Source organism: Microbacterium invictum (assembly GCF_014197265.1).
Classification (GTDB): Bacteria; Actinomycetota; Actinomycetes; order Actinomycetales; family Microbacteriaceae; genus Microbacterium; species Microbacterium invictum.
Genome location: NZ_JACIFH010000001.1, coordinates 1,260,336 through 1,281,996, shown reverse-complemented (window position 1 = coordinate 1,281,996; position 21,661 = coordinate 1,260,336). Strand labels below are relative to the sequence as shown.

At 68.4% G+C, this 21,661-nt stretch carries 20 protein-coding genes; 15 read left to right on the top strand and 5 right to left on the bottom strand.

The features are described from left to right. Positions 1-3 precede the first annotated feature (3 nt). The 5 genes from pilM to BKA10_RS06170 are packed head-to-tail and all read left to right on the top strand — an operon-like array spanning position 4 to position 4,914. Positions 4-1,068 carry a pilus assembly protein PilM gene (gene pilM / locus BKA10_RS06190; protein ID WP_183499094.1) on the top strand — a complete coding sequence of 355 codons (1,065 nt, stop codon included), beginning with the start codon at positions 4-6 and terminating at the stop codon, positions 1,066-1,068. Then, entirely contained in the window at positions 1,068-1,712 is a 645-nt protein-coding gene (locus BKA10_RS06185; RefSeq protein WP_183499093.1) for a hypothetical protein, read from the top strand. The genes pilM and BKA10_RS06185 overlap by 1 nt, the downstream gene beginning before the upstream one ends. Next, entirely contained in the window at positions 1,709-2,494 is a 786-nt protein-coding gene (locus BKA10_RS06180) for a hypothetical protein (protein ID WP_183499092.1), read from the top strand. Before BKA10_RS06185 ends, BKA10_RS06180 begins: the two co-directional genes overlap by 4 nt. 6 nt (positions 2,495-2,500) lie before the next feature. Then, positions 2,501-3,679, top strand: coding sequence for a type IV pilus twitching motility protein PilT (locus tag BKA10_RS06175; protein WP_183499091.1), 1,179 nt, complete (start codon positions 2,501-2,503; stop codon positions 3,677-3,679). Continuing rightward, a complete protein-coding gene (locus BKA10_RS06170; protein ID WP_308221555.1) occupies positions 3,631-4,914 on the top strand; it encodes a type II secretion system F family protein in 1,284 nt (427 codons plus the stop codon). The genes BKA10_RS06175 and BKA10_RS06170 overlap by 49 nt, the downstream gene beginning before the upstream one ends. A 97-nt stretch (positions 4,915-5,011) precedes the next feature. On the opposite strand, the gene BKA10_RS06165 is transcribed toward BKA10_RS06170, so the two are convergent. After that, positions 5,012-6,535 (bottom strand): SulP family inorganic anion transporter, encoded by a 1,524-nt coding sequence (locus tag BKA10_RS06165; protein WP_183499090.1) that lies wholly within the window; start codon positions 6,533-6,535, stop codon positions 5,012-5,014. 198 nt (positions 6,536-6,733) lie between these two features. Between BKA10_RS06165 and BKA10_RS06160 the strand changes: the two genes are divergently transcribed. Further along, complete coding sequence (locus BKA10_RS06160) at positions 6,734-8,080, top strand: HNH endonuclease (protein WP_183499089.1); 1,347 nt, start codon at positions 6,734-6,736, stop codon at positions 8,078-8,080. A gap of 67 nt (positions 8,081-8,147) precedes the next feature. Here the strand turns inward: BKA10_RS06160 and BKA10_RS06155 are convergent, their stop codons facing one another. After that, entirely contained in the window at positions 8,148-9,761 is a 1,614-nt protein-coding gene (locus BKA10_RS06155; RefSeq protein WP_338402329.1) for a GspE/PulE family protein, read from the bottom strand. A 213-nt stretch (positions 9,762-9,974) separates the two neighbouring features. Here BKA10_RS06155 and BKA10_RS06150 point away from each other — a divergent pair, with 213 nt between their 5' ends. From BKA10_RS06150 to BKA10_RS06140, 3 genes are all read left to right on the top strand, one after another. After that, positions 9,975-11,138: a YihY/virulence factor BrkB family protein gene (locus BKA10_RS06150; RefSeq protein ID WP_183499087.1), complete on the top strand. Its 1,164-nt coding sequence runs from the start codon at positions 9,975-9,977 to the stop codon at positions 11,136-11,138. Continuing rightward, entirely contained in the window at positions 11,131-11,889 is a 759-nt protein-coding gene (locus tag BKA10_RS06145; protein ID WP_183499086.1) for an NAD(P)H-hydrate epimerase, read from the top strand. The genes BKA10_RS06150 and BKA10_RS06145 overlap by 8 nt, the downstream gene beginning before the upstream one ends. Positions 11,890-11,991: 102 nt before the next feature. Next, positions 11,992-14,493 (top strand): glycogen/starch/alpha-glucan family phosphorylase, encoded by a 2,502-nt coding sequence (locus BKA10_RS06140; RefSeq protein ID WP_248198925.1) that lies wholly within the window; start codon positions 11,992-11,994, stop codon positions 14,491-14,493. On the opposite strand, the gene BKA10_RS06135 is transcribed toward BKA10_RS06140, so the two are convergent. After that, positions 14,454-15,383, bottom strand: a complete 930-nt coding sequence (locus BKA10_RS06135; RefSeq protein WP_308221556.1) for a LysR family transcriptional regulator — start codon at positions 15,381-15,383, stop codon at positions 14,454-14,456. The two genes, BKA10_RS06140 and BKA10_RS06135, sit on opposite strands and share 40 nt — an antisense overlap. A gap of 83 nt (positions 15,384-15,466) precedes the next feature. On the opposite strand from BKA10_RS06135, the gene BKA10_RS06130 reads away from it, so the two are divergent. The 5 genes from BKA10_RS06130 (at position 15,467) to BKA10_RS16620 (ending at position 19,117) form a co-directional block, all read left to right on the top strand. After that, positions 15,467-16,468, top strand: a complete 1,002-nt coding sequence (locus BKA10_RS06130) for an NAD(P)-dependent oxidoreductase (RefSeq protein ID WP_372491419.1) — start codon at positions 15,467-15,469, stop codon at positions 16,466-16,468. Positions 16,469-16,490: 22 nt separating this feature from the next. Continuing rightward, positions 16,491-17,999, top strand: a complete 1,509-nt coding sequence (locus tag BKA10_RS06125) for a CoA-acylating methylmalonate-semialdehyde dehydrogenase (RefSeq protein ID WP_183499084.1) — start codon at positions 16,491-16,493, stop codon at positions 17,997-17,999. A gap of 65 nt (positions 18,000-18,064) precedes the next feature. Continuing rightward, complete coding sequence (locus BKA10_RS06120; RefSeq protein WP_183499083.1) at positions 18,065-18,298, top strand: response regulator; 234 nt, start codon at positions 18,065-18,067, stop codon at positions 18,296-18,298. After that, a complete protein-coding gene (locus BKA10_RS06115) occupies positions 18,295-18,978 on the top strand; it encodes a CYTH domain-containing protein (protein ID WP_183499082.1) in 684 nt (227 codons plus the stop codon). Before BKA10_RS06120 ends, BKA10_RS06115 begins: the two co-directional genes overlap by 4 nt. Before the next feature lie 16 nt (positions 18,979-18,994). After that, positions 18,995-19,117 carry a YciI family protein gene (locus BKA10_RS16620; protein ID WP_277816515.1) on the top strand — a complete coding sequence of 41 codons (123 nt, stop codon included), beginning with the start codon at positions 18,995-18,997 and terminating at the stop codon, positions 19,115-19,117. A 67-nt stretch (positions 19,118-19,184) separates the two neighbouring features. Here BKA10_RS16620 and lpdA read toward each other — a convergent pair whose 3' ends face one another. Both lpdA and BKA10_RS06105 read right to left on the bottom strand, forming a co-directional pair. Next, a complete protein-coding gene (gene lpdA, locus BKA10_RS06110; protein ID WP_183499081.1) occupies positions 19,185-20,585 on the bottom strand; it encodes a dihydrolipoyl dehydrogenase in 1,401 nt (466 codons plus the stop codon). A 9-nt stretch (positions 20,586-20,594) separates the two neighbouring features. Further along, a complete protein-coding gene (locus tag BKA10_RS06105; RefSeq protein ID WP_183499080.1) occupies positions 20,595-21,146 on the bottom strand; it encodes a copper resistance CopC family protein in 552 nt (183 codons plus the stop codon). A 100-nt stretch (positions 21,147-21,246) separates the two neighbouring features. Between BKA10_RS06105 and BKA10_RS06100 the strand changes: the two genes are divergently transcribed. Beyond that, positions 21,247-21,660, top strand: a complete 414-nt coding sequence (locus BKA10_RS06100) for a four-helix bundle copper-binding protein (RefSeq protein ID WP_183499079.1) — start codon at positions 21,247-21,249, stop codon at positions 21,658-21,660. Position 21,661: the final 1 nt, after the last annotated feature.

The following is a 21,661-nucleotide window of genomic DNA, read 5'->3' as shown; positions in this document are numbered from 1 at the left end:
GACATGGCGAAGACGATCGTCGGTCTGGAGATCACCGAAGAGGGCGTGCGCGCCGCCGAGGTGACGACGGGGAAGTCCCCGACCCTGGTGGCGTACGGCGCCGTCCCTCTTCCGCCCGGCGCTGCGAAGGACTCCGAAGTCTTCGATCGGGATGCCGTGACGCTGGCCATCCGCCAGCTCTGGTCGCGCGCGGGCATCAAGTCGAAGCGCGTCGTGCTGGGAATCGGCAGCCGTCGCATTCTCGTCCGCGACTATACGACCCAGGCGATGCGGCCCGACCTGCTCGCCCAGGCACTGCCCTTCCAGGTCCAGGACCTGCTGCCGGTGCCGGCCGATCAGGCGGTTCTCGACTTCTACCCGATCTCGCAGGAGGGCGACCAGGTGTCAGGCCTGCTGGTCGCGGCCGTTGCCGAGACGGTCGAGGAGCTCGTCGGCACCATCGCCAAGGCGAAGATCGACGTCGAGGTGGTCGACCTCGCTCCGTTCGCCTTGGCCCGAGCGGTCTCGCGCGTCGCGGCGCAGGGCGAGACGGTCGCGGCCCTCCACCTCGGCGACCACACGAGTTACGTCGTCGTCGTGCAGGACGGCGCGCCCCGCTTCGTGCGCATCATCCCGGTCGACATCGCGACGGCGGCGGTGCGCGCCCACGCCTCCGAGACCGTGGAGCACGATGCCGAGAACGTGCCCGCTCTGGAGGAGATCCTCCAGACCGTTCCTGCGTCCGCAGGCGGCGAGGTGCCGCTGCGGCGACGCTCCGCGGCGCGCGCACTCGCCCGGCCGAGCACGGAGATGACTCCCGCAGCCATCGACGATCTCGTGCTGCGCCTGGGCAGCACGCTGCGGTTCTATGCCGACCGCTCGGCAGACGCTCCCATCACCCGGGTGCTTGTCAGCGGAGCCGGTGCCGCCGTCGCCGGCATTCCTGCCGCGTTGGGGGCCAGCCTGCCGATGCCCGTGCAGGTGCTCGCCGCCAGTGGTGTCATCGCAGTCAAGACCGCGGTGGCGTCGGCCGACGACGACCTGAATCTCATCACCACTGCCGCACTCGCCCTCGGAGGGGATCGCTGATGGCCTTCGCATCGGCACCGACCCTCACCGTGGGCGGTGCGCCCCGAGTAAACCTGCTGCCGCGCACCGTCGTCGAGCGCCGCGAACGCGCTGGTCTGCTGCGCAAGTGGGGCTGGGGCTTCGTGGCCGTCCTCGCGGTCGTCGCCATCGGCACGGCAGGGGTGTTCACGCTGCTGACCGCCGCCTCGGTGCGCCTCGCGGCGGCGAACGCGCACACCAACGAGCTGCTCATCCAGGTCGCAGCGCTGCAGCCGGTCAGTCAGAAGCTCCAGCTCGAGTCCGAGCTCGGCGACTTCCGGACGCAGGCTATGGGCACCGACCTGAAATGGGGAGGTCTGCTGGAGACCGTGAAGGATGTCCTGCCAGCGGACGTCGGCATCTCGGAGTACTCGCTCGCGCCCGGCGGGTTGCCGCACACGGAAGATCCGACCACCGAGGCGGGTGCCTCCGGCAGCATCCACTTCATCAGCGCGACGCCGACCGACTTCGTCGCCCTCATCCGTGAGGTGCGTCAACTGCCCGGTGTCCTCGACGCCGATGGCTGGGCGACGACCCTCTCCGGCGACGCATACGACTACGAGCTGCGTGTCACGTTCGATCAGACCGTGTACACGGGCACCTACGCTGCGGAGGCACAGCAATGACCCTCAACAAGCAGCTGATCAATCTCCTCGGCATCCTCCTCCTCGTCGTCGTGCTGGTCTTGGGCGTGGCGCTCATCGGGATGCCGATGTTCGCGCAGGCGCAGACCATCAACGCGAACGCCGACTCGGTCGACCAGAGCAACGCGGTCTACCAGACGCAGATCGACGCACTGTCCGCAGCCGACGACCGCATCGACGAGATCGACCGCAACCTCGCCGAGCTGCGAAGCGAGATCGCCGCCGCACCGAAGCTCGATGACATCCACGAGATCGTCGATGCCGCGGCGGAGACAGCTGACATCCGCATTGAAAGTGTCGTCGCCGGCGAGTTGGAGCAGTGGACGCCCCGCACGGGCCTGGATGCCGACGGCAACCCGGTCGCGGAGGCAGCGGCAAGCACCGGGGCTGCCGATGCTGCGTCGACTGAGCAGACCGATACCGACTCGGCCGTGAGCGACGCGGCAGTTCCCGAAACGACCGCTCCCGCAGCGCCCGGCGGCTCGGACGAGTCTCCGCAGATGCAGGTGCTCGTCACCGTCACCGTCGATCTGACGCTTCCGTATGCCCTGCCCGGCGCCGAGGATGACGACTCCGACAGCGGAGATGCTGAGGACGTCGACACCGCTGCAGTCCGTGCGGAGATGACCGCTGACGCGCAGAAGGCTGCGGCGTTCGTCGATGCCCTCGGCGCCGGACCACGCCTGCTCTCACCGATCAACCTCGAGTACTCCACGGGCAAGCTCACCTTGTCGGTGCTCACCTTCACCCGGACGGAAGGCTGAACCGCCATGTCGATCCCCACCACGTCCACGACCCCGCCCTCGACGGCTGGTGTGTCGCCGCTGTTCGATCTGTTGGGCATCGCGCAGCGCTCGCGCGCGTCCGATGTGCACCTGACGGCGAACCACCCACCGCTCATGCGCGTCGACGGCGACCTTGCCGACATCCCCGGATACCTCGAGCCCACCACGGCGAACTGGCTCGACTCAGCGGTAGGCGGCATGCTCACCAGTGACCAGGTCACCGAGTTCCGCCAGCACGGCGAGGTCGATCTCTCGATCACGGTGCCCAACGTCGCGCGCTTCCGCGTCAACGTGTTCCGCCAGCTCGGCGCGGTGGCGGTCGCGCTGCGGTTCATCCCCGACCGGATCAAGAGCTTCGCCGAGCTCGGCGTGCCGCGTGTCGCCGCCGATCTCGTGATGAAGCCGCGTGGACTCGTGCTCGTCACGGGGCCGACCGGTTCTGGAAAGTCGACGACGCTGGCCTCGATGATCGACGTCGTCAACCAGACGAAGCCCGCCCACATCGTCACCGTCGAAGATCCCGTGGAGTTCCAGCACACGAGCAAGCGGGCGCTCATCCATCAGCGTGAGATCGGCAGCGACACGGCCTCGTTCTCCGAGGCGCTGCGCCGCGTGCTGCGTCAGGACCCCGACATCATCCTCATCGGTGAGCTCCGTGATCCCGAGTCGATATCGACGGCGCTGACCGCGGCCGAGACCGGTCACCTCGTGATGTCCACGTTGCACACGCAGAGCGCGGCGAAGTCGATCAACCGTATCGTCGACGCGTTCCCGTCTGATCAGCAGAATCAAGTGCGCACCCAGCTCGGCGACACTTTGCGCGGCATCATCACGCAGACGCTGCTGCCGAAGGCGCAGGATGCCGGACGTGTCATCGCCACCGAGGTGCTGGTGAACACACCCGCCATCGCGAACCTCATCCGAGAGGGAGAGATCAGCCAGATCTACTCGATGATGCAGGCCGGTGGTGCGCTCGGCATGCACACGCTCGATCAGGACCTCAAGCGTCTCGTCGAGAGCGGGACGATCTCGCTGGCGCTCGCCAAGGAGGTCGCGGAAGACCCGAAGACGTTCGACGAGGCACGCGTGCGGCCGGTGGACTACGACGCGGAGGCGTGGACGATGCACGCCTCGGAGCGTTCGGCAGCGGGCTGGGGCAACTGATGTCGCTCATCGAGGAGTACACCTACCGCGCCGTCGACGCGCGTGGCGGCGGGATGGTCAAGGGCACGATCGAGGCGGGCAGCGAGAGCGCCGTCGTCTCGAAGCTGCGCGCCCAGGGTCTCACCCCGCTCGAGGTCGCGCTGACCTCGAAGACCGGGCTCAATCAAGAGATATCAATCCCCGGTCTCGAGAAGAACGTCAAGGCCGACACGCTCGCGGTGTTCGCCAAGCAGATGGCCGGGCTCATCAACGCCGGCCTGCCGCTCATGCGCACCCTCGCGATCCTCACGGAGCAGGCCGAGGACAAGAAGCTGCAGGCCGCGCTCCTGCAGGTCCACGCCGCGGTGGAACAGGGGCAGCCGCTGTCGACCGCGATGGCCCAGCACGAACGGGTGTTCCCGCCGCTGATGGTCAGCATGGTGCGCGTGGGGGAGTCGGGCGGCTTTCTCGGGCAGTCGCTGACCAGCGTCGCGGCGACGTACAAGAACGAAGCCGAACTGAACAACAAGATCAAGTCCGCGACGACCTACCCGCTGATCGTCCTCGTCATCGCGATCCTCGGCGTCATCGGCATGGTCACCTTCATCGTGCCGGTGTTCGCAAACATGTTCACCGGGATGGGCTCGGAACTCCCGCTGCCGACCCAGATCCTCGTCACCCTGTCGAACAACATGGTGTGGCTCCTGCCCCTCATGATCGTCGTCGGCATTGGTGGGGCGTTCTGGTGGCAGCGAAACAAGAACACCGAAAAGGTGCGGCGCGTCGTCGACCCCTGGAAGCTGAAGCTGCCCGTGTTCGGACCGCTCTCGACCAAGATCGCCGTCGCCCGGTTCAGCCGCGGGCTGTCGATGATGCTCAAGGCCGGCGTGCCACTCGTGCAGGCGCTCGAGATCGTGGGTGAGGCGGCCAACAACTACAAGGTGGAAGAAGCCGTGCGCGCGGTGGGCGAGTCTGTCAAGCAGGGCAAGACGTTCTCAGCACCACTCGCCAAGGCGGGCGTGTTCCCGCCGATGGTGGCGCAGATGGCATCCGTCGGCGAGGAGTCGGGAACGCTGCCCGAGATGCTGGCATCCATCGCCGACTTCTACGAGGGCGAGGTCGAGACGGCCACCGAGCAGCTCACCGCGTCGATCGAGCCGATCCTGATCGTCGGCATCGGCATCCTCATCGGAGGCATGGTCGTGTCGCTCTACATGCCGATCTTCTCGATCTACGGAGAGCTCGGCAACCAATAGTCGAGCGGATGCCAGAGCTGGGGAGAATCCGGCATCCGTTCGGCACCTCGGCGCCTTCGCACCTTCGGCACGGCGTCGCGGCTCTCGGGTCGCCGGGTCAGTGCCCGCCGGTCGCACCGCCGCTGAGCCGCCCGTGGAACGACGTCGTGGCGTCGTTCATGCCCTCGAGCACGACACGCTTGCCGAGTCGTTCGTACTTCGTCTCGATCGCATCGAGCGCGGCAACGGTGGATGCGTCCCACACGTGCGACCGCGACAGGTCGATGACCACGAGCTCGGGGTCGTGCGTGTACTCGAACTGCGTCGTGAGGTCGTTGCTCGACGCGAAGAACAGCTCGCCGTCGACCTCATAGCGGACGGCGGGCACCCCGGCATCCATCACCTCATGGCGGGTGACCGACGTGAAATGCGCCACGCGCCGCGCGAACAGCACCATCGCCGTCAGCACACCGGCGAGCACGCCGATGGCGAGGTTGTTGGTCCAGACGGTCATCACGACCGTGATGAGCATGACGGCCGTCTCGCTCTTGGGCATGGTCTTCAGCGTCGCCGGCCGCACCGAGTGCCAGTCGAAGGTCGACGCCGACACGACGATCATGACCGCGACCAGCGCCGCCATCGGAATCACCGCGACGACATCGCCGAGCACCAGGATCAGGATCAGCAGGAAGACACCTGCCAGGAACGTCGAGATGCGCGTGCGCGCGCCCGACACTTTCACGTTGATCATCGTCTGCCCGATCATCGCGCAGCCGCCCATGCCGCCGAACAGGCCCGAGAGGATGTTCGCGCCGCCCTGGCCGATCGCCTCGCGGGTCTTGCGCGAGTGGGTGTCGGTGATGTCGTCGACGAGCTTCGCGGTCAGCAGCGACTCGAGCAGCCCGACCGCGGCCATCGCGACGGCATACGGCGCGATGATCTGGAGCGTCTCGAGCGTGAACGGCACCTCGGGGATGAACAGCGTCGGCAGCGACTGGGGCAGCTCGCCCTGATCGCCGACGGTCGGCACCGCGATGCCGAACACGATCACGGTCGCCGTCAGCACGATGATCGCGACGAGCGGCGCGGGCACGGCCTTGGTCAGCTTGGGCCAGAAGTAGATGATGGCAAGGCCTGCGGTCACGAGCGGGTAGACCATCCATGGCACGTCGAACAGCTGCGGCAGCTGGGCGATGAAGATGAGGATGGCGAGCGCGTTCACGAACCCCACCATCACCGAACGCGGGATGAACCGCATGAGCTTCGCGACCCCGAGCAGGCCGAGCACGATCTGAATCACCCCCGCGAGGATGACCGTAGCGATGAGGTAATGGATGCCGTGGTCGCGCACGAGCGGCGCGATGACCAGTGCCACGGCCCCGGTCGCTGCGCTGATCATCGCTGGGCGTCCGCCGAGGAACGCGATCGCCACCGCCATGACGAACGACGAGAACAGGCCGACGCGCGGATCGACGCCGGCGATGATCGAGAACGCGATCGCCTCGGGGATGAGCGCGAGGGCCACGACCAGGCCGGCGAGCACCTCGCGAGTGAGCAGGCGCGGACTGCGCAGCGCCTGCCAGACCGTCGGCTCGATGCGGTAGCGACTCCGCGGATCGCGGGCAGGGACGACGGCGGTCATGATGCTCCTGTGACGGGGAAGTGGCGCGCGTTCGCCAGCCTCAGGAACTCTACCCGGCGTTGTCGTTTCGAACGGATGTCCGAGGTGGGCGATAAGATGCAACGGCCCGAGAAATGCCTGGTAAGGATGATAAAACTCTCATGGTGAATCGAACAAAAGAACTAGACTCGAATCACCGAATCAGGTATTGTGGGATACATGAGTTCCCCTCTCGACGCCCTCGCCGACACGGTCCATGCCGTGCGCGAGCTGTGGCCGGGGGAGCAGCTCGACGCGCTCGCGGGCGCCGACCTGGTGAAGGTGAACAATCTGCTGGGCGCCGCGCGGAGGCAGCTGGATGCGGCAGTGACGAAAGTGACTGCCGAGATCTCGCGGCAGTCACGCCCCGAACTGGGGCCGGAGTCGCTGGCGAAGAAGCACGGGTTCCGCAATGCGAACAGCCTGCTGTCGGGTTCACTCGGCACCACCGGTGGTGAAGCCGCCAAGCTGATCGAAGTGGGCGAGGCGACGGCGCCCCGCGTGCTGCTGACCGGCGAGAGGGCCCCGGCGCGGTTCCCGCACGTGGCCGCGGCGCTGTCGGCGGGGCGTATCGGCGCGGCCGCGGCGTCGGTGATCACCACCATGCTGAAGCGGGTGCAGATCCGGGCAGGGGCCGAGGCCGTCGACGAGGCCGAACAGACCCTCGTCGCGCAGGCAGCCGGCCTGTCGATCGACCTGCTGCGGAAGGTGGTGCGCAGCGCCGAGGCGTACCTCGACCCCGAGGGAGTCGCTGCCCGAGAGGAAGAGCTGCGGGCGAGCCGCTACCTGCGGATGTGGGAAGACCCCGACGGGGCGCTGATGTTCAACGGTCGGGTCGGACCCGAGCATGCCGCCCCCGTCAAGACCGTGATCGAAGGGTTCGTCACCGCCGAGCTGGCCGCGCAGCGCGCCGCCGAGGCGTCGGACGACCCGGACGTGCCGCACCGGACGATCCCGATGATCCAAGCCGATGCGCTGGTCCGGCTCTGCGAACACGTCCTGGCCTGCGAGCACAGCGACGTGCCGCTGGGTGGGGCGACCGTGATCGTCCGGGTGAGCCTGGAAGACCTTGAGAACGGCACCGGGCACGGCACCATCGACGGACTGTCCGCACCGATCTCCATCGGCACCGTGCGACGGATGGCCGCCGACGGCGGCGTCATCCCGTGCGTGCTGGGCACCGAAAGCGAGATCATCGACTGGGGCCGGCAGCGGCGCCTATTCACCAAGGCGCAGCGCCGGGCGATCTGCGAACGCGACCACGGCTGCGCCAGGTGCGGCGCCCCGCCCGGCATCACCAAGGTGCATCACATCAGATGGTGGTCGCGAGGCGGGACCACCGATATGAACAACGGCGTGCTCCTCTGTGAAGCCTGCCACCATCTGATCCACGACAACGGGTGGGACATCCGCATCGAGGGTGTCGGCACCAAAGCGAAAGTCTGGTTCATTCCACCTGCCCATGTGGACCCCGGCCGAACACCACAACTCGGTGTGCGCCACCGCTACGACCACACCGCAGCGTGAACGCGGAGGTGTGCGCCACAGGATGGGGCCGACAGGCGCCGTGGCGCGACTCCCGCAAGGTCCGCGCTCAGATCGAGACGCGCAGAACCTCTTCGATCGTCGTGACGCCTTCGAGCACCTTGTTGAAGCCGTCGTCGCGCAGCGGAACCATACCGTCCTCGAGCGCAGCCTGCCGCAGCTCGGTGCCGGTCGCATGGCCGACGACCAGACCCTCCAGCGCCTCGGTCACCTCCATCACCTCATGCAGAGCGACGCGGCCGCGATACCCCGTGCCTGAGCAGTCCGAGCACCCCACGGCCCGATATAGAACGGGCGGATCGAGCGGATTGTGCGGAAACTTCACCGACCCGAGCACTTCGGTCGTCTCGGTGTACGCCTCGCGGCACTTGACGCACAGCCGCCGTGCGAGCCGCTGCGCCACCACCGCCGACAGGGCAGTGCCCACCAGGAACGGCTCGCAGCCGATCTCGACCAGACGCGTCAGCGCCGACGGCGCGTCGTTCGTATGCAACGTCGAGAGCACCAAGTGGCCCGTCAGCGCCGCCTCGATCGAGATCGTCGCCGTCTCCTGGTCGCGGATCTCGCCCACCAGCACCACATCGGGGTCCGAGCGCAGAATCGAGCGCAGCGCCGCCTGGAACGTCATCCCGGCCCGCACATTCACCTGCACCTGGTTGATACCGGCCATCCGATACTCGACCGGATCTTCCACGGTGATCACGTTGATGCGTGGGTTCGCCACCGTGTTCAGCGCCGTGTACAGCGTCGTCGACTTGCCCGAGCCCGTCGGGCCGGTCACCAGCACCATCCCATGTGGGCGAGTGATCGCCCCGCGGAACCGTTGCTCATTGCGAATGGAGAAGCGCAGATCGCTCATCGTCAGCGACTGCGCCGAACTGTCGAGAATTCGCATGACGATCTTCTCGCCCCACACCGTCGGCAGCGTCGCCAGCCGCAGATCGATCTGGCGACCGTCATGATGCACCGACAAACGCCCGTCCTGCGGCTTGCGGCGCTCGGCGATATCGACGGATGCCATGATCTTCAGCCTCGAGATCACGCCGTCCTGAATGGCCCGATCGGCCCGCTGCATCTCATGCAGCACACCATCAATGCGGTATCGGACCGTCAGCTGCTTCTCGCCGGGCTCGATATGGATATCACTGGCCCTGTCGCTGATCGCCTGCGAGATGAGCAGATTCACGAACCGGACGATCGGCGCATCGTCAGCGGTGTCTTCGATCGACTCGGTCGAAGATGAGCCGTCGGCGATGGCGCTCTCGCCGATCTGCTCCGACAGGTCGCTCAGTTCCTCATCCGACCGCAGGAACCGTGAGAACGCCGTATTGAGCGCATCCACCGCCACCACGGCCGGGCGGATGTTCAACTCCGTCGCCGTCGAGATGTCGTCGATCGCGATCAGATCGGTGGGATCGACCATGCCGATCGTCAGGCTGCGTCGACCCCGTTCAATAGGGATCAACCGATACCGGCGGCACAGCGCTGCGGGCACCGCACCGATCACCTCGGCTGTCATCGTCAGCCCCGAGAGATCGACGAATGTGTAGCCCGTCTGCTCGGCGATACCCTGCGCGATCTGCGTCTCAGTCGCCAACTTCGCCGCGACCAAACGCGCGCGCAATTCTTCGCCCTCACCGACTTCGGCAACGGCATCCCACATGTCCTCAGCGCCCACGACCCCAGAACGCACGAGGGTTTCGGCGAGTCCTCGCATGGAACTTCCTTCCCCTGTGCTAGATCATATTCTGCTCACGGGGCAGATGTGAACAGTGAGGTTCATGTGGCATCTGTGACGCCTACCGACATGTAGCGAACAGTGATGCTCCTGTCGACCCCTGTGACACCCGTCACCCGGAATGGTTAGCCTGGCGCGATGAAGCGGATCATCTCGAAGGTCATCGCGTGGGTTCTCACCCTCAAGGCCGTCCGCGCATTCCTCCGCTACGGCGAGAGCCGCGGGCCGATGCTCGCCGACAGCGTCACCTACCGCACCCTGTTCAGCGTCTTCGCCGGCGTCCTGCTCGGCTTCTCGATCGCCGGGCTCTGGCTCGCGGGCAATCCGGACGCGATCGATGCGCTCGTCGACGCCGTCGACAACGTGATTCCCGGACTCGTCGGGGAGAACGGCCTCATCCAGCTCGATGCGCTCAGCCAGCCGATCGGCTTCTCGCTGACCGGCATCATCTCGCTCATCGGTCTCGTCGGCGCCGCCATCGGCGCGATCGGATCGCTGCGCATCGCCATGCGCACCATCGCCGGCACCCTCTCGGACGACCTCTGGTTCGGCTGGGTGATGCTGCGCAACCTCGCCCTCGCCGTCGGCATCGGCGCAGGACTCGGGGCGTCGGCGGCAGCGACGGTCATCGGAACAGCCGGACTCGACATCATGGCCGACGTCTTCGGCCTGCCGCACGGGCATCCGCTCGTCACCTGGGGCGGCCGCTGGATCGTCATCCTCGTCACCTTCGTCCTGGATGCCGCGATCATCGCCGTCCTGTTCCGCGTGCTCTCCGGAGTCCGCGCCCGCGCCCGCGCCCTGTGGAGCGGTGCGCTGCTCGGAGCTGTCGGGCTCACCGTGCTGCAGCAGCTCTCCGGACTGTTCGTCGGCGGCGCCTCCTCGAACCCGCTCCTCGCCTCTTTCGCGTCGCTGATCGCCCTGCTGCTGTGGCTCAACCTGTCGGCACAGGTCATCCTCATCGCCTCGTCGTACATCGTCACCGGCGTCGAAGAGGACGAAGACCGGATCCGCGCGCGCTACGGCGCCGAGACCTTCGCGCAGCGTCGCGTCCGCCGCGCCGAAGACGCCGTCGCCGTCGCGAGCGCCGAGCTGCGCACCGCCCGCGAGGCCGAAGCCGACGAGCGCGCTCAACAGGCCGAGGAGGCCCACAAGGCCGAAGCCGAGGAGCGCACCCCTCAGGCCGAAGAAGCGCCCGAGGTCGAACGCGGTGCCAGGCCCGACGCGGCACCCGAAGCCAGACGCCGCGCCGACGTCAGCGCTCCGGTCAGCCCGGTGAGAAAGGACGAGCCCGATGACTGATCACGTACGCGTCCCCACCTATTCGGCCGCGCAGGTCCGCTCGGCCGAGGCCCCGCTGCTGGAGGCGGGCGTCCCGCTCATGGCGCAGGCCTCCGACGCCCTCGCCCGCGTCGTGCTCAGCCTCTTGCCCGAGACGACGGGCGCTGCGGCCGAAGACGCTGCCGACTCACCGGCCACAGACAGCTCCCTCTCACCGGCCTCACCCGCATCGGCGCCCGCTCGCCCGCGCGTGCTCGTGCTCGCCGGCAGCGGCGACAACGGCGCCGACGCACTGTTCGCCGCCGCCCACCTCACCGAGCGTGCCGACGTCGACGTCATTCTCACCGGCACCCGGGCGCATCCTCAGGCGCTCGCTGCCGCAACGGCGGCCGGAGCCGTGCCGCACGACCCGATCGTGGCCGCAGACTACGAGATCGTGGTCGACGGAATCCTCGGCATCGGCACCGGCGCCGAACCCGCCCTCCGCGGCACCGCCCGCACCGTGGTGTCGGCGCTGCTGCCCGCCATCCGTGACGGACGCACCCGGGTCGTCGCCGTCGACCTGCCCAGCGGCCTTCAGCCCGACACCGGCCGCACGGCCGACGACGTCGTCCTGCCGGCATCCATCACCGTCACCTTCGGTGCCGTCAAGACCGGACTCGCCGCAGCCCGGGGCCTCACCGGCGAGATCGTTCTCGTCGACCTCGGCCTTCCACTGCCCGACGGAGCCGGCTCGGCACAGGTCACACGCTTCAGCGACATGTCCGTATGACGCGACGCCACCGCGTGACGCGCAGGCGAACTCGTGTCACGGCCAGGTGAATTCACGCTCGCAGCGGGCGTCGCAGTCAGCCGGTCACGATAGCGTTCTAGGGTGCCCGAGAACGACATCACACCTGCGCCCGCAACAGGCGCCACCCACCCGCTCGCCCTCGCCCCCGTCGCGGGGCCCGCGAGCTCTGTCGACGGCTTCGTCCGGCAGTTCCTGCGCAATCTGAACTACGAACGCGGCGTCACGCTGTCCGCATCGAATGTCGCCGACCGCTACTTCGCGTTCGCCATGACCGTGCGCGACTATCTCATGGCGCGCTGGCTCGAAGACCTGCGCCGCCAGCTCGCGTCGAAGGCGAAGGTCGTCTGCTACCTCTCGGCGGAGTACCTGCTCGGCCGCCAGCTCGACAACAACCTGCTCGCGAGCGGCCTGACCGACATCGCCACCGAGGCGATGGCCGCATGCGGCATCGACATCTACGAGCTGCGCGAGCAAGAGGTCGAGCCCGGCCTCGGCAACGGCGGCCTCGGGCGCCTCGCCGCCTGCTTCATCGACTCGCTGGCCACGATGGGCGTCGCCAACGTCGGCTACGGCATCCGCTACGAGTACGGCATCTTCCGGCAGACCTTCGAGGACGGCCAGCAGGTCGAGCAGCCCGACTCGTGGCTGACGATGGGCTCGCCGTGGGAGTTCCCCCACCCCGAGTTCGCGCAGGACGTCCGCTTCGGCGGGCACACCGAGACCTACGACGACGACGGCGTCACTCGCAGCCGCTGGATCCCGGCGTGGGGCGTCAAAGCCGTGCCCTACAACTACATGGTGCCCGGCTACCTCAACGGCCGCGTCAACACGCTGCGCCTGTGGCGCGCGAAGGCGACCAACGCGTTCGACCTGCGCATCTTCAACTCCGGCGACTTCGAAGAGGCCGTCCGCTCGCAGACCTACGCCGAGAACATCTCGCAGGTCCTGTACCCCGAAGACTCCACGCCGCAGGGCAAGGAGCTGCGCCTGCAGCAGCAGTACTTCTTCGTCGCGGCCTCGATCGCCGACGTCGTCCGGCTGCTGCCGAACGGCGACCCGTCGACGCTGCCCGACCGCGTCATCTTCCAGCTCAACGACACCCACCCGGTCATCGCCGTCCCCGAGCTCATGCGCGTGCTGGTCGACGACATGCATCTCGAATGGGATGCCGCGTGGGAGATCACCCAGAAGTGCTTCGCCTACACGTGCCACACGCTGCTGCCCGAAGCGCTCGAAGTCTGGTCGGTCGAGCTGCTCGGCCGCCTGCTGCCGCGCCACCTCGAGATCATCTACCGCATCAACGAGGAGTTCCTCGATCGGGTGCGCGAGCGCTACGGCGACGACCTCATGCGCCTGCGCGACATGTCGATCATCGCGGAGTTCCCCGAGCGCAGCGTCCGGATGGCCTACCTCGCGACCATCGCCGGAGCCAAGGTCAACGGCGTCGCCGAGCTGCACTCCCAGCTGCTGCGCGACAAGGTGCTGCCGCAGTTCAGCGAGTTCTTCCCCGACAAGTTCATCAACGTCACCAACGGCATCACGCCGCGCCGGTTCATCAAGCTCGCCAACCCGGGCCTGTCCGACCTCATCACCGAGGCGATCGGCACCGGCTGGCTGACCGATCTCGAGCGGCTCCGCGAGCTGGAGTCGTACGCCGAGAACCCGGACTTCCGCACCGCGTTCGCCGAAGTGAAGGCGGCCAACAAGCGCCACCTCAACGACGTGCTCCGCGCCCGCGACGGCTTCGAGATCGCCGACGGCCACATGGTCGACGTCATGGTCAAGCGCCTGCACGAGTACAAGCGGCAGATGCTGAAGCTGCTCCACATCGTCACGCTGTACGAGGGGATCACCTCGGGCCGGGTGGCCGCCGCCGACGTCACGCCGCGCACGTTCGTGTTCGGCGCGAAGGCGGCGCCGGGCTACGTGATGGCCAAGCGCATCATCCACCTGATCAACGCGGTCGGAAAGGTCGTCAACGCCGACCCGCGCGTCGAGGGGCGGCTGGGGGTCTTGTTCCCGCCGAACTACAACGTGACCCTCGCCGAGCGCCTGATTCCCGCGGCCGACCTGTCGGAGCAGATCTCGCTCGCCGGCAAGGAGGCGTCGGGCACCGGAAACATGAAGTTCGCGCTGAACGGAGCCCTCACCATCGGCACCGACGACGGCGCGAACGTCGAGATCCGCGAACTCGTCGGCGACGACCACTTCTTCCTGTTCGGCCAGAGCGAGCCCGAGGTCGAGGCGCTGTGGGCGCGCGGCTACCGCCCCGCCGACTTCTATCAGGCCGACGACAGCCTGCGCCGCGCGATCGACCTCATCGCCTCGGGCGCGTTCTCGGGCGGCGACGCGTCGGTGTTCGAGCCGATCGTGTCGAACCTGCTCTACGACGACCGCTTCATGGTCCTCGCCGACTACTCGTCGTATCTGCAGGCGCAGGAGAGGGTGGATGCCGCGTACGCCGACACCGAGTCGTGGACCCGCTCCGCGATCCTCAACGTCGCCCGCACCGGCTACTTCTCGTCCGACCGCTCGATGCGCGACTACCTCGACCGCATCTGGAGGGCCGAGCCGGTCCGCTGATCGGCCTGCGCGACGCGGGTGTGACGGGCGATCGCCGCGAGCGTCTCGGCGATCGCGACGTTGCGCGCACCCTCGTCGCGGGCGACCGCCCAATAGGCGAGCGGATGCGAGTAGGCGCCCGGAAGCACCTGCACGAGGCGCGGATCGTGCTCGCCCAGGAAGTCGGGCAGCACCCCGATGCCGGCCCCCGCGGCAGTCGCCTCGACGTGCGCGAACACGCTCGTCGACCGGATCGACGGGGGAGAGGCCGGCAGCGACTGCACCGCCCGGTCGAGCTCGTCGACCTGCAGCGACGCCTCGACGTAGTAGACGAGCGGGTGGGCGGCGAGGTCGGCCAGCGACGTCGGCGTGCTCGTCCGCGCGAGGTACTGCGGGGTCGCGTAGAGCCGCAGCTCGTAGGTGCACACCGGCGTCGCGTACGCGCGCAGCACCTGCGGGCGGCCCACGACGATCTCGAGGTCGACGCCGGAGCGGTTCTGGCGCACGCGCCGTGTTGCGGCGAGCAGCTCGATCGACAGATCCGGGTGCCGCTCGCGCAACCGCGCCATCGCGGGCACCAGGAAGACCGACGTGAACGCCTCCGGTGCGGCGATGCGCACGACCCCGCGCACCAGGTTGCCGTCGTCGCCGGCGACCAGTTCGCCCATCGACGCCTCGATGCGCTCGGCGACCTCGACCGCGCGGCGGCCGAGCATCGTCACTTCCCACCCGCCGGCCGAGCGCACGAGTACCCGGCCGCCCATCGCCTCTTCCAAAGCGGCGATGCGGCGCGAGACCGTCGAGTGGTTCACGCCGAGGACTTCGGCAGCCGCGGTGTAGCGGCCGAGCCGCGCGACCGCGAGGAAGGTCATCAGGGCGTCGAGCGGTGGCTGCTGTGGCGTGGGGGGCACCCATCGAGTGTGCACTGATGCACAGCGTCGGTGCAAGATTGTGACGGGCATGTGCATTGATCGGCAGAACGAGTCTGCCTAGCCTGGACGTAGGCACGGGGAGGGCCGACCATGGCACGCCCCCTCACCTTCGACGTCGCAGGGAGCAGAACATGACCACGATCGCCTGGATCGGACTCGGCCACATGGGTGCGCCGATGACCGCCCACCTCATCGCCGCCGGCCACACCGTGCGGGGAGTGGATCCGAATCCGGATGCCGCGGCGGCTGCCGCCGCGCACGGCGTCGAGGTCGTGGCATCCATCGCCGAAGCCGTCACCGGGGCAGACGCGGTGGTCACATCGCTGCCCAAACCCGAGCACGTCCGCGCGGTGTTCGGCGGCCCCGACGGCGTCTTCGCGCACGCGACGGCGGACATGCTGCTGCTGGACACCTCGACCGTCGATGTCGAGACCTCGCGCTGGTGCCATGACGAGGCGGCGGCCCGCGGACTCGCCTTCGTAGACTCGCCGATCTCGGGCGGCACCGCCGGCGCCGAGGCCGGCACGCTCACGTTCATGCTCGGCGGGCAGCCCGACGCCGTCGAACGCGCGGCCGCGCTGGTCGACCCGATGGCCGGCAACGTCATCCGGTGCGGCGGCGACGGCACCGGCATCGCGGCGAAGCTCGCGAACAACCTCATCCTGCTGATCAACGTGATGGCCATGTCCGAGGGCGCGCAGCTGGCCGAGCAGCTCGGCCTCGACCCGAAGGTGTTCTGGGACGTCGCGAGCGTCTCGAGCGGCTCATCGTGGGCGCTGAAGACCTGGTACCCCGTGCCCGGCGTCGTCGACACGGCCGCGTCGAACCGCAACTTCGATGCCACGTTCTCGGTCGGGCTCGCCCACAAGGACGGCGGCCTCGCGGTCGCCGCCGGTGAGACCACCGGCATCCATCTGCCCGCCGGCACGCTCGCCGTCGCGCAGCTGCAGCAGCTCGTCGACGAGGGCCTCGCCGACAAGGACTGCACCCTCGTCGCCCGCTTCAACACCCCCGACGGCACGCTGCGCGGCTACGAGCCCGCCCTCGACACCGCCCACGTCTGACTCGCTTCACCCAGGGAGAACCATGAGCACCACCACTGAGACCACGACCCTCACCGCGATCCCACACGTCATCGGCGGGCGCCACGTGCCCGCCGACGGCCGCGTCGGGCCGGTGTTCAACCCCGCCACCGGGCAGCAGACGGGTGAGGTCGCCCTGGCATCGGCCGATCTCGTGCACGAGGCGGCCCGCACCGCGCAGGCCGCCCAGCGGGCCTGGCGCGACACCGGCCTGGTGAAGCGGCAGCAGATCATCTTCCGGCTGCGCGACCTGATCGCCTCACGCGGCGACGAGCTCGCGCGCATCATCACCGCCGAGCACGGCAAGACCGTGAGCGACGCCCACGGCGAGGTGACCCGGGGCCTGGAGAACGTCGAGTTCTGCACCAGCCTCATGCATCACCTCAAGGGCGAGTACTCCGAGCAGGTCGCCGGCGGCGTCGACGTGCACCAGGTGCGCCAGCCGGTCGGCGTGGTCGCCTGCATCACGCCGTTCAACTTCCCGGCGATGGTGCCGCTGTGGATGGTCACGACCGCGGTCGCCGCCGGCAACGCGGTCATCCTCAAGCCCAGCGAGCGCGACCCCTCCGCCGCCGTCTGGCTCGCCGACATCTTCGCCGAGGCCGGGGTGCCCGACGGCATCCTCAACGTCGTCCACGGCGACAAGGAGGCGGTCGACGCGATCCTCGACGATCCGATCATCCGCGCCGTCTCGTTCGTCGGCTCGACCCCGATCGCGAAATACATCTACGCCCGCGCCGCCGAGAACGGCAAGCGCGTGCAGGCCCTCGGCGGGGCGAAGAACCACATGATCGTCATGCCCGACGCCGACCTCGATGCCGCTGCCGACGCTGCGGTGTCGGCCGGGTACGGATCGGCGGGGGAGCGGTGCATGGCCGTCTCGGTCGTCGTGGCCGTGGGCGAGGTCGCCGACGACCTCATCGCGAAGGTGTCCGAGCGCATCGGCGGGCTGAAGGTCGGCGACGGCACCGACCCCGCCAGCGAGATGGGTCCGCTCATCACGCGCGACGCCCTCGACCGCGTCGACGGCTTCGTCGCCGGCGCCGAGGGAGAGGGCGCCCGGCTGGTGGTCGACGGGCGCGAGCTGCAGGTGGACGGTGACGGCTTCTTCATCGGGCCCTCGCTGGTCGACAAGGTCACCCCCGGCATGCGCGTCTACGACGAGGAGATCTTCGGACCGGTGCTGTCGGTCGTGCGCGTGGACACCTACGACGAGGCCGTCGCGCTCATCAACGGCAACCGGTACGCCAACGGCACCGCCGTCTTCACGCGCGACGGCAAGACCGCGCGGCAGTTCGAGTACGACATCGAGGTCGGCATGGTCGGCATCAACGTGCCGATCCCGGTGCCGGTGGGCGCGTTCTCGTTCGGCGGCTGGAAGGACTCGCTGTTCGGCGACACCCACATGTACGGGGCCGAGGCGTTCAACTTCTACACGCGCCGCAAGGTCGTCACCACCCGCTGGCCCGACCCGAGCGAGAGCCAGATCAGCCTGGGGTTCCCCACCCACTGAGAACCACGGGACCTCCTGCGGCCACCCGGCCGGGTGCGGGTCTAGGCTTGCCGCAGGAGGTCACCATGGCGATTGCACGACTGCACGGAGGTCCGCTGGACGGACAGGTCATCCCGCTCGACGACCCGAAGCAGGACCAGCTGATCCTGCCGTACAGCGAGACGCAGATCGTCTACGCGCGCGCCGGTGCGCTCGAGAACACGGGCAGCGGCGACGGCCCCACCGAGGCGGAGTTCCGGTTCGTGCACGCCGAGGACGACATCGACCCCGACCCCGACGAGCACGACAACGGCGAGTGACCGCGGCAGAGAACACGACGCCCGCCCACTCGCTCGAGATCGAGCGCAAGTACGACGTCGATGACGACACGCGCGTCCCGGACTGGTCGGCGCTGCCGGGCGTCGCGCGCGTCGGCGAGCCCGAGCCGCGCGACCTCGACGCGCGATACTTCGACACGGCCGACGCCGCACTCGCGCAGGCGCTCACGGCGCTGCGCCGACGCACCGGCGGACCCGACGCCGGCTGGCACATCAAGCGCTCCACGCCGGAGGGCAAGCTCGAGACGCAGTGGCCGCTCGAGGCGGGCATCGAGCGGGTTCCCGCAGGGCGGGTGGATGCCGGTGATGCGGCCGATATCGCACCGCTCCCGCCGGCAGCGGTCATCGCGGCGCTGACAGAGATCACGGCCGGGCCGTTCGCCGTCGTCGCGCGCATTCGCAACGCCCGCACCGCGTACGCGCTGTACGACACCGACGGGGGTGTGCTCGCGGAGTTCGTCGACGACCGCGTCACCGCCACCGACCTGCGCCGACGCGTGGAGACCACGTGGCGGGAGTGGGAACTCGAACTCGGCCCCGCCGCGCCGACCGCCGCGACCGCCCGGGCCGTGCTGTTCGCCGCCGCGGACACGCTGGTCGAGCGGGCCGGCGGGCACGTCTCGGCATCCGGATCGAAACTCGCACGCGCCCTGGGCGGCTGAGTCGGCTCGCGGTGAGATGGATCTGACCGGCGACCTGCAGGCCACGCGCGAGGAAGCCGTCGAGTGGGCCGCCAAGATCGCGACGGCGTGCCGGTGCCGGCAGGAGCAGCGCGAGTTCATGGACGACGCCGCCGGCTGAACACCCCCGAACGCACTGACGCCGCCCCCGGCTTCGGTTGGGGCGGCGTCAGCTATGGTCAGTCAGCCTACATGTTGATCATGTGACCGGCGAGGCCGTGAAAGCCCTCCTGCAATGCCTCCGACAGCGTCGGGTGCGTGTGCACGTTGCGCGCGGCCTCGAGGGCGGTCAGATCCCACTTCTGCGCCAGCGTGAGCTCGGGCAGCAGTTCCGACACGTCGGGGCCGATGAGGTGGCCGCCGAGCAGCTCGAGGTGCTCGCCGTCGGCGATGAGCTTGACGAATCCGATGGGCTCGCCCAGGCCGTTGGCCTTGCCGTTCGCGCTGAACGGGAACTTCGCGACCTTCACGTCGTAGCCGGCGTCGCGCGCCTGCTGCTCGGTGAGGCCGAACGAGGCCACCTGCGGCGAGCAGAACGTCGCGCGCGGCATCATGCGGTAGTCGCCCAGCGTCTGGGTCTCGGCCTTGCCGATGGTCTCGGCCGCCACGACCGCCTGCGCCTCGGCGACGTGCGCCAGCTGCAGCTTCGCGGTGACGTCGCCGATCGCGTAGATGCCCTCGACGTTCGTGCGCATGTAGTCGTCGATCTCGATCGCGCCGCGCTCGGTGAGCTTCACGCCGGTCTTGTCCAGACCGAAGCCCTCGATGTTCGGGGCGAAGCCGATCGACATGAGCACCTTGTCGGCCTCGATCTGGCCCTGGGTGCCGTCGGCGTTCGCGCTGTACGAGACGGTGACCGACGAGCCGTTGTCGACGACCGACTCGACCTTGGTCGAGGCGAGGATGTCGATGCCGTACTTCTTGTACTGGCGGGTGATCTCCTTCGAGACGTCGACGTCCTCGTTGGGGAGGGCGCGGTCGAGGAACTCGATGATGGTGACCTTCACGCCGTAGTTGGAGAGCACATAGGCGAACTCCATGCCGATCGCGCCGGCGCCGACGATGACGATCGAGCGGGGCAGCTCGCGCGTCATGATCTGCTCTTCGTAGGTCACGACGTTGTCGCTCAGCTGCACGCCGGGGAGCAGCCGCACGGTCGAGCCGGTGGCGATGATCGCGTTGTCGAAGGTGACGTCTTCGGTCGAGCCGTCGGCGCGGGTCACGGTGATGGCCTTGGGTCCGGTGAACGACCCACGGCCCTCGTACTCGGTGACCTTGTTCTTCTTCATCAGGAAGTGGATGCCCTTGACGTGGGTCTCGGACACCTTGCGGCTGCGGTCGAACGCGGTGCCGAAGTCGAACGTCACGTCACCGCGGATGCCGAACAGCTCGGCCTGGTGGGTGAAGGTGTGCGCGAGGTCGGCGTTGCGCAGGAGAGCCTTGGAGGGGATGCAGCCCACGTTCAGGCAGACACCGCCCCAGTACTTCTCTTCGATGATGGCGACGGAGAGGCCGAGCTGGGCGGATCGCACTGCCGCGACATAGCCGCCGGGGCCGGCACCGAGGATGACGACGTCGTAATGAGGCATGCGTCAAGCCTAGTCCTCGTGCTGCGCCGGACGGCGCCTGAGCATGAGCGCGAGCGCCCCGCCGCCGGCGGCGACGATGCCCACGCCCAGCACGGCGATGACGATCCCGATCGGGAAGGCCCCGGCATCCGTCTCCTCATCGGGAGCAGCGTCGCAGGCCTGCGCCGACCCGCCCTCGCCGGCGGTGAACGTGTACTCGCCCGAGATGGGGTGACCGTCGCTGGAGACCACCCGCCACTGCACGGTGACCACGCCGTCCGCCCCTGCCGTCACCGGCTGGATGACCTTGGTGCCGTCGATGACGGGATCGCCGGCGGTCAGCGATGTGCACGACGCGTCGAGCACCGCGACCGCGGTCGCTCCGGCGTCGTCCAGCAGCACGCCACTGAAGGTGAGGACCAGTTCATCCGGCAGCGCCTCGACCGTCGACTGCGCGGCGGGCTCGGTGCCGATCAGCTCATCGTGGGCGAAAGCGGGGGAGGCGATGCCGGCCAGCACCAGTCCGAGCAGCACCGCGATCGATGCGCGGATCCGGGAGCGCCTGTTAATTCCTGATGACATCACCTGATCGAGCGTACCGATGCCTGGTGCCGGCGGGGCCGCGGATCTACCATGGCGGCAAGGCGGGCACCTGCTCGCGACGGCGACGGAGGAGACGCGAATGGATGCCATGGTGATGAAGGCCATGACCGAGGGAATGCAGTCCGGCGAGATGATGTCGATGGAGGGCATGCCCGCCATGGATATGGCCGTCATGCAGGCGTGCATGGACGCGTGCGCCGCATGCGAACAGGCCTGCACGGTCTGCTCGACGCAGATGATGGACTGCGCACCGGCCTGCATGAACTGCGCCGACATGTGCAACACGATGATGCGTTCGATGATGCGCATGCAGGGCATGACGCCGGCCACGATGATGGCGATGCTCGACGCCTGCATCGCGATGTGTCAGAACTGCATGGACATGTGCATGCCGCACGCCGACATGAGCCCGGTCTGCAAGATGTGCGCGGAGTCGTGTCAGGCGTGCATGGACGCCTGCATGAAGATGCGCGAGATGATGATGGCCGGCTGAA

Excerpts from the sequence above, each read along its gene's own strand:
- pilM (WP_183499094.1), top strand. The coding sequence starts at position 4 with ATGGCGAAGACGATCGTCGGTCTGGAGATCACCGAAGAGGGCGTGCGC.
- BKA10_RS06185 (WP_183499093.1), top strand. The coding sequence starts at position 1,068 with ATGGCCTTCGCATCGGCACCGACCCTCACCGTGGGCGGTGCGCCCCGA.
- BKA10_RS06180 (WP_183499092.1), top strand. The coding sequence starts at position 1,709 with ATGACCCTCAACAAGCAGCTGATCAATCTCCTCGGCATCCTCCTCCTC.
- BKA10_RS06175 (WP_183499091.1), top strand. The coding sequence starts at position 2,501 with ATGTCGATCCCCACCACGTCCACGACCCCGCCCTCGACGGCTGGTGTG.
- BKA10_RS06165 (WP_183499090.1), bottom strand. The coding sequence starts at position 6,535 with ATGACCGCCGTCGTCCCTGCCCGCGATCCGCGGAGTCGCTACCGCATC.
- BKA10_RS06160 (WP_183499089.1), top strand. The coding sequence starts at position 6,734 with ATGAGTTCCCCTCTCGACGCCCTCGCCGACACGGTCCATGCCGTGCGC.
- BKA10_RS06155 (WP_338402329.1), bottom strand. The coding sequence starts at position 9,761 with ATGTGGGATGCCGTTGCCGAAGTCGGTGAGGGCGAAGAATTGCGCGCG.
- BKA10_RS06150 (WP_183499087.1), top strand. The coding sequence starts at position 9,975 with ATGAAGCGGATCATCTCGAAGGTCATCGCGTGGGTTCTCACCCTCAAG.
- BKA10_RS06145 (WP_183499086.1), top strand. The coding sequence starts at position 11,131 with ATGACTGATCACGTACGCGTCCCCACCTATTCGGCCGCGCAGGTCCGC.
- BKA10_RS06125 (WP_183499084.1), top strand. The coding sequence starts at position 16,491 with ATGAGCACCACCACTGAGACCACGACCCTCACCGCGATCCCACACGTC.
- BKA10_RS06120 (WP_183499083.1), top strand. The coding sequence starts at position 18,065 with ATGGCGATTGCACGACTGCACGGAGGTCCGCTGGACGGACAGGTCATC.
- BKA10_RS16620 (WP_277816515.1), top strand. The coding sequence starts at position 18,995 with ATGGATCTGACCGGCGACCTGCAGGCCACGCGCGAGGAAGCCGTCGAG.
- lpdA (WP_183499081.1), bottom strand. The coding sequence starts at position 20,585 with ATGCCTCATTACGACGTCGTCATCCTCGGTGCCGGCCCCGGCGGCTAT.
- BKA10_RS06105 (WP_183499080.1), bottom strand. The coding sequence starts at position 21,146 with ATGTCATCAGGAATTAACAGGCGCTCCCGGATCCGCGCATCGATCGCG.
- BKA10_RS06100 (WP_183499079.1), top strand. The coding sequence starts at position 21,247 with ATGGATGCCATGGTGATGAAGGCCATGACCGAGGGAATGCAGTCCGGC.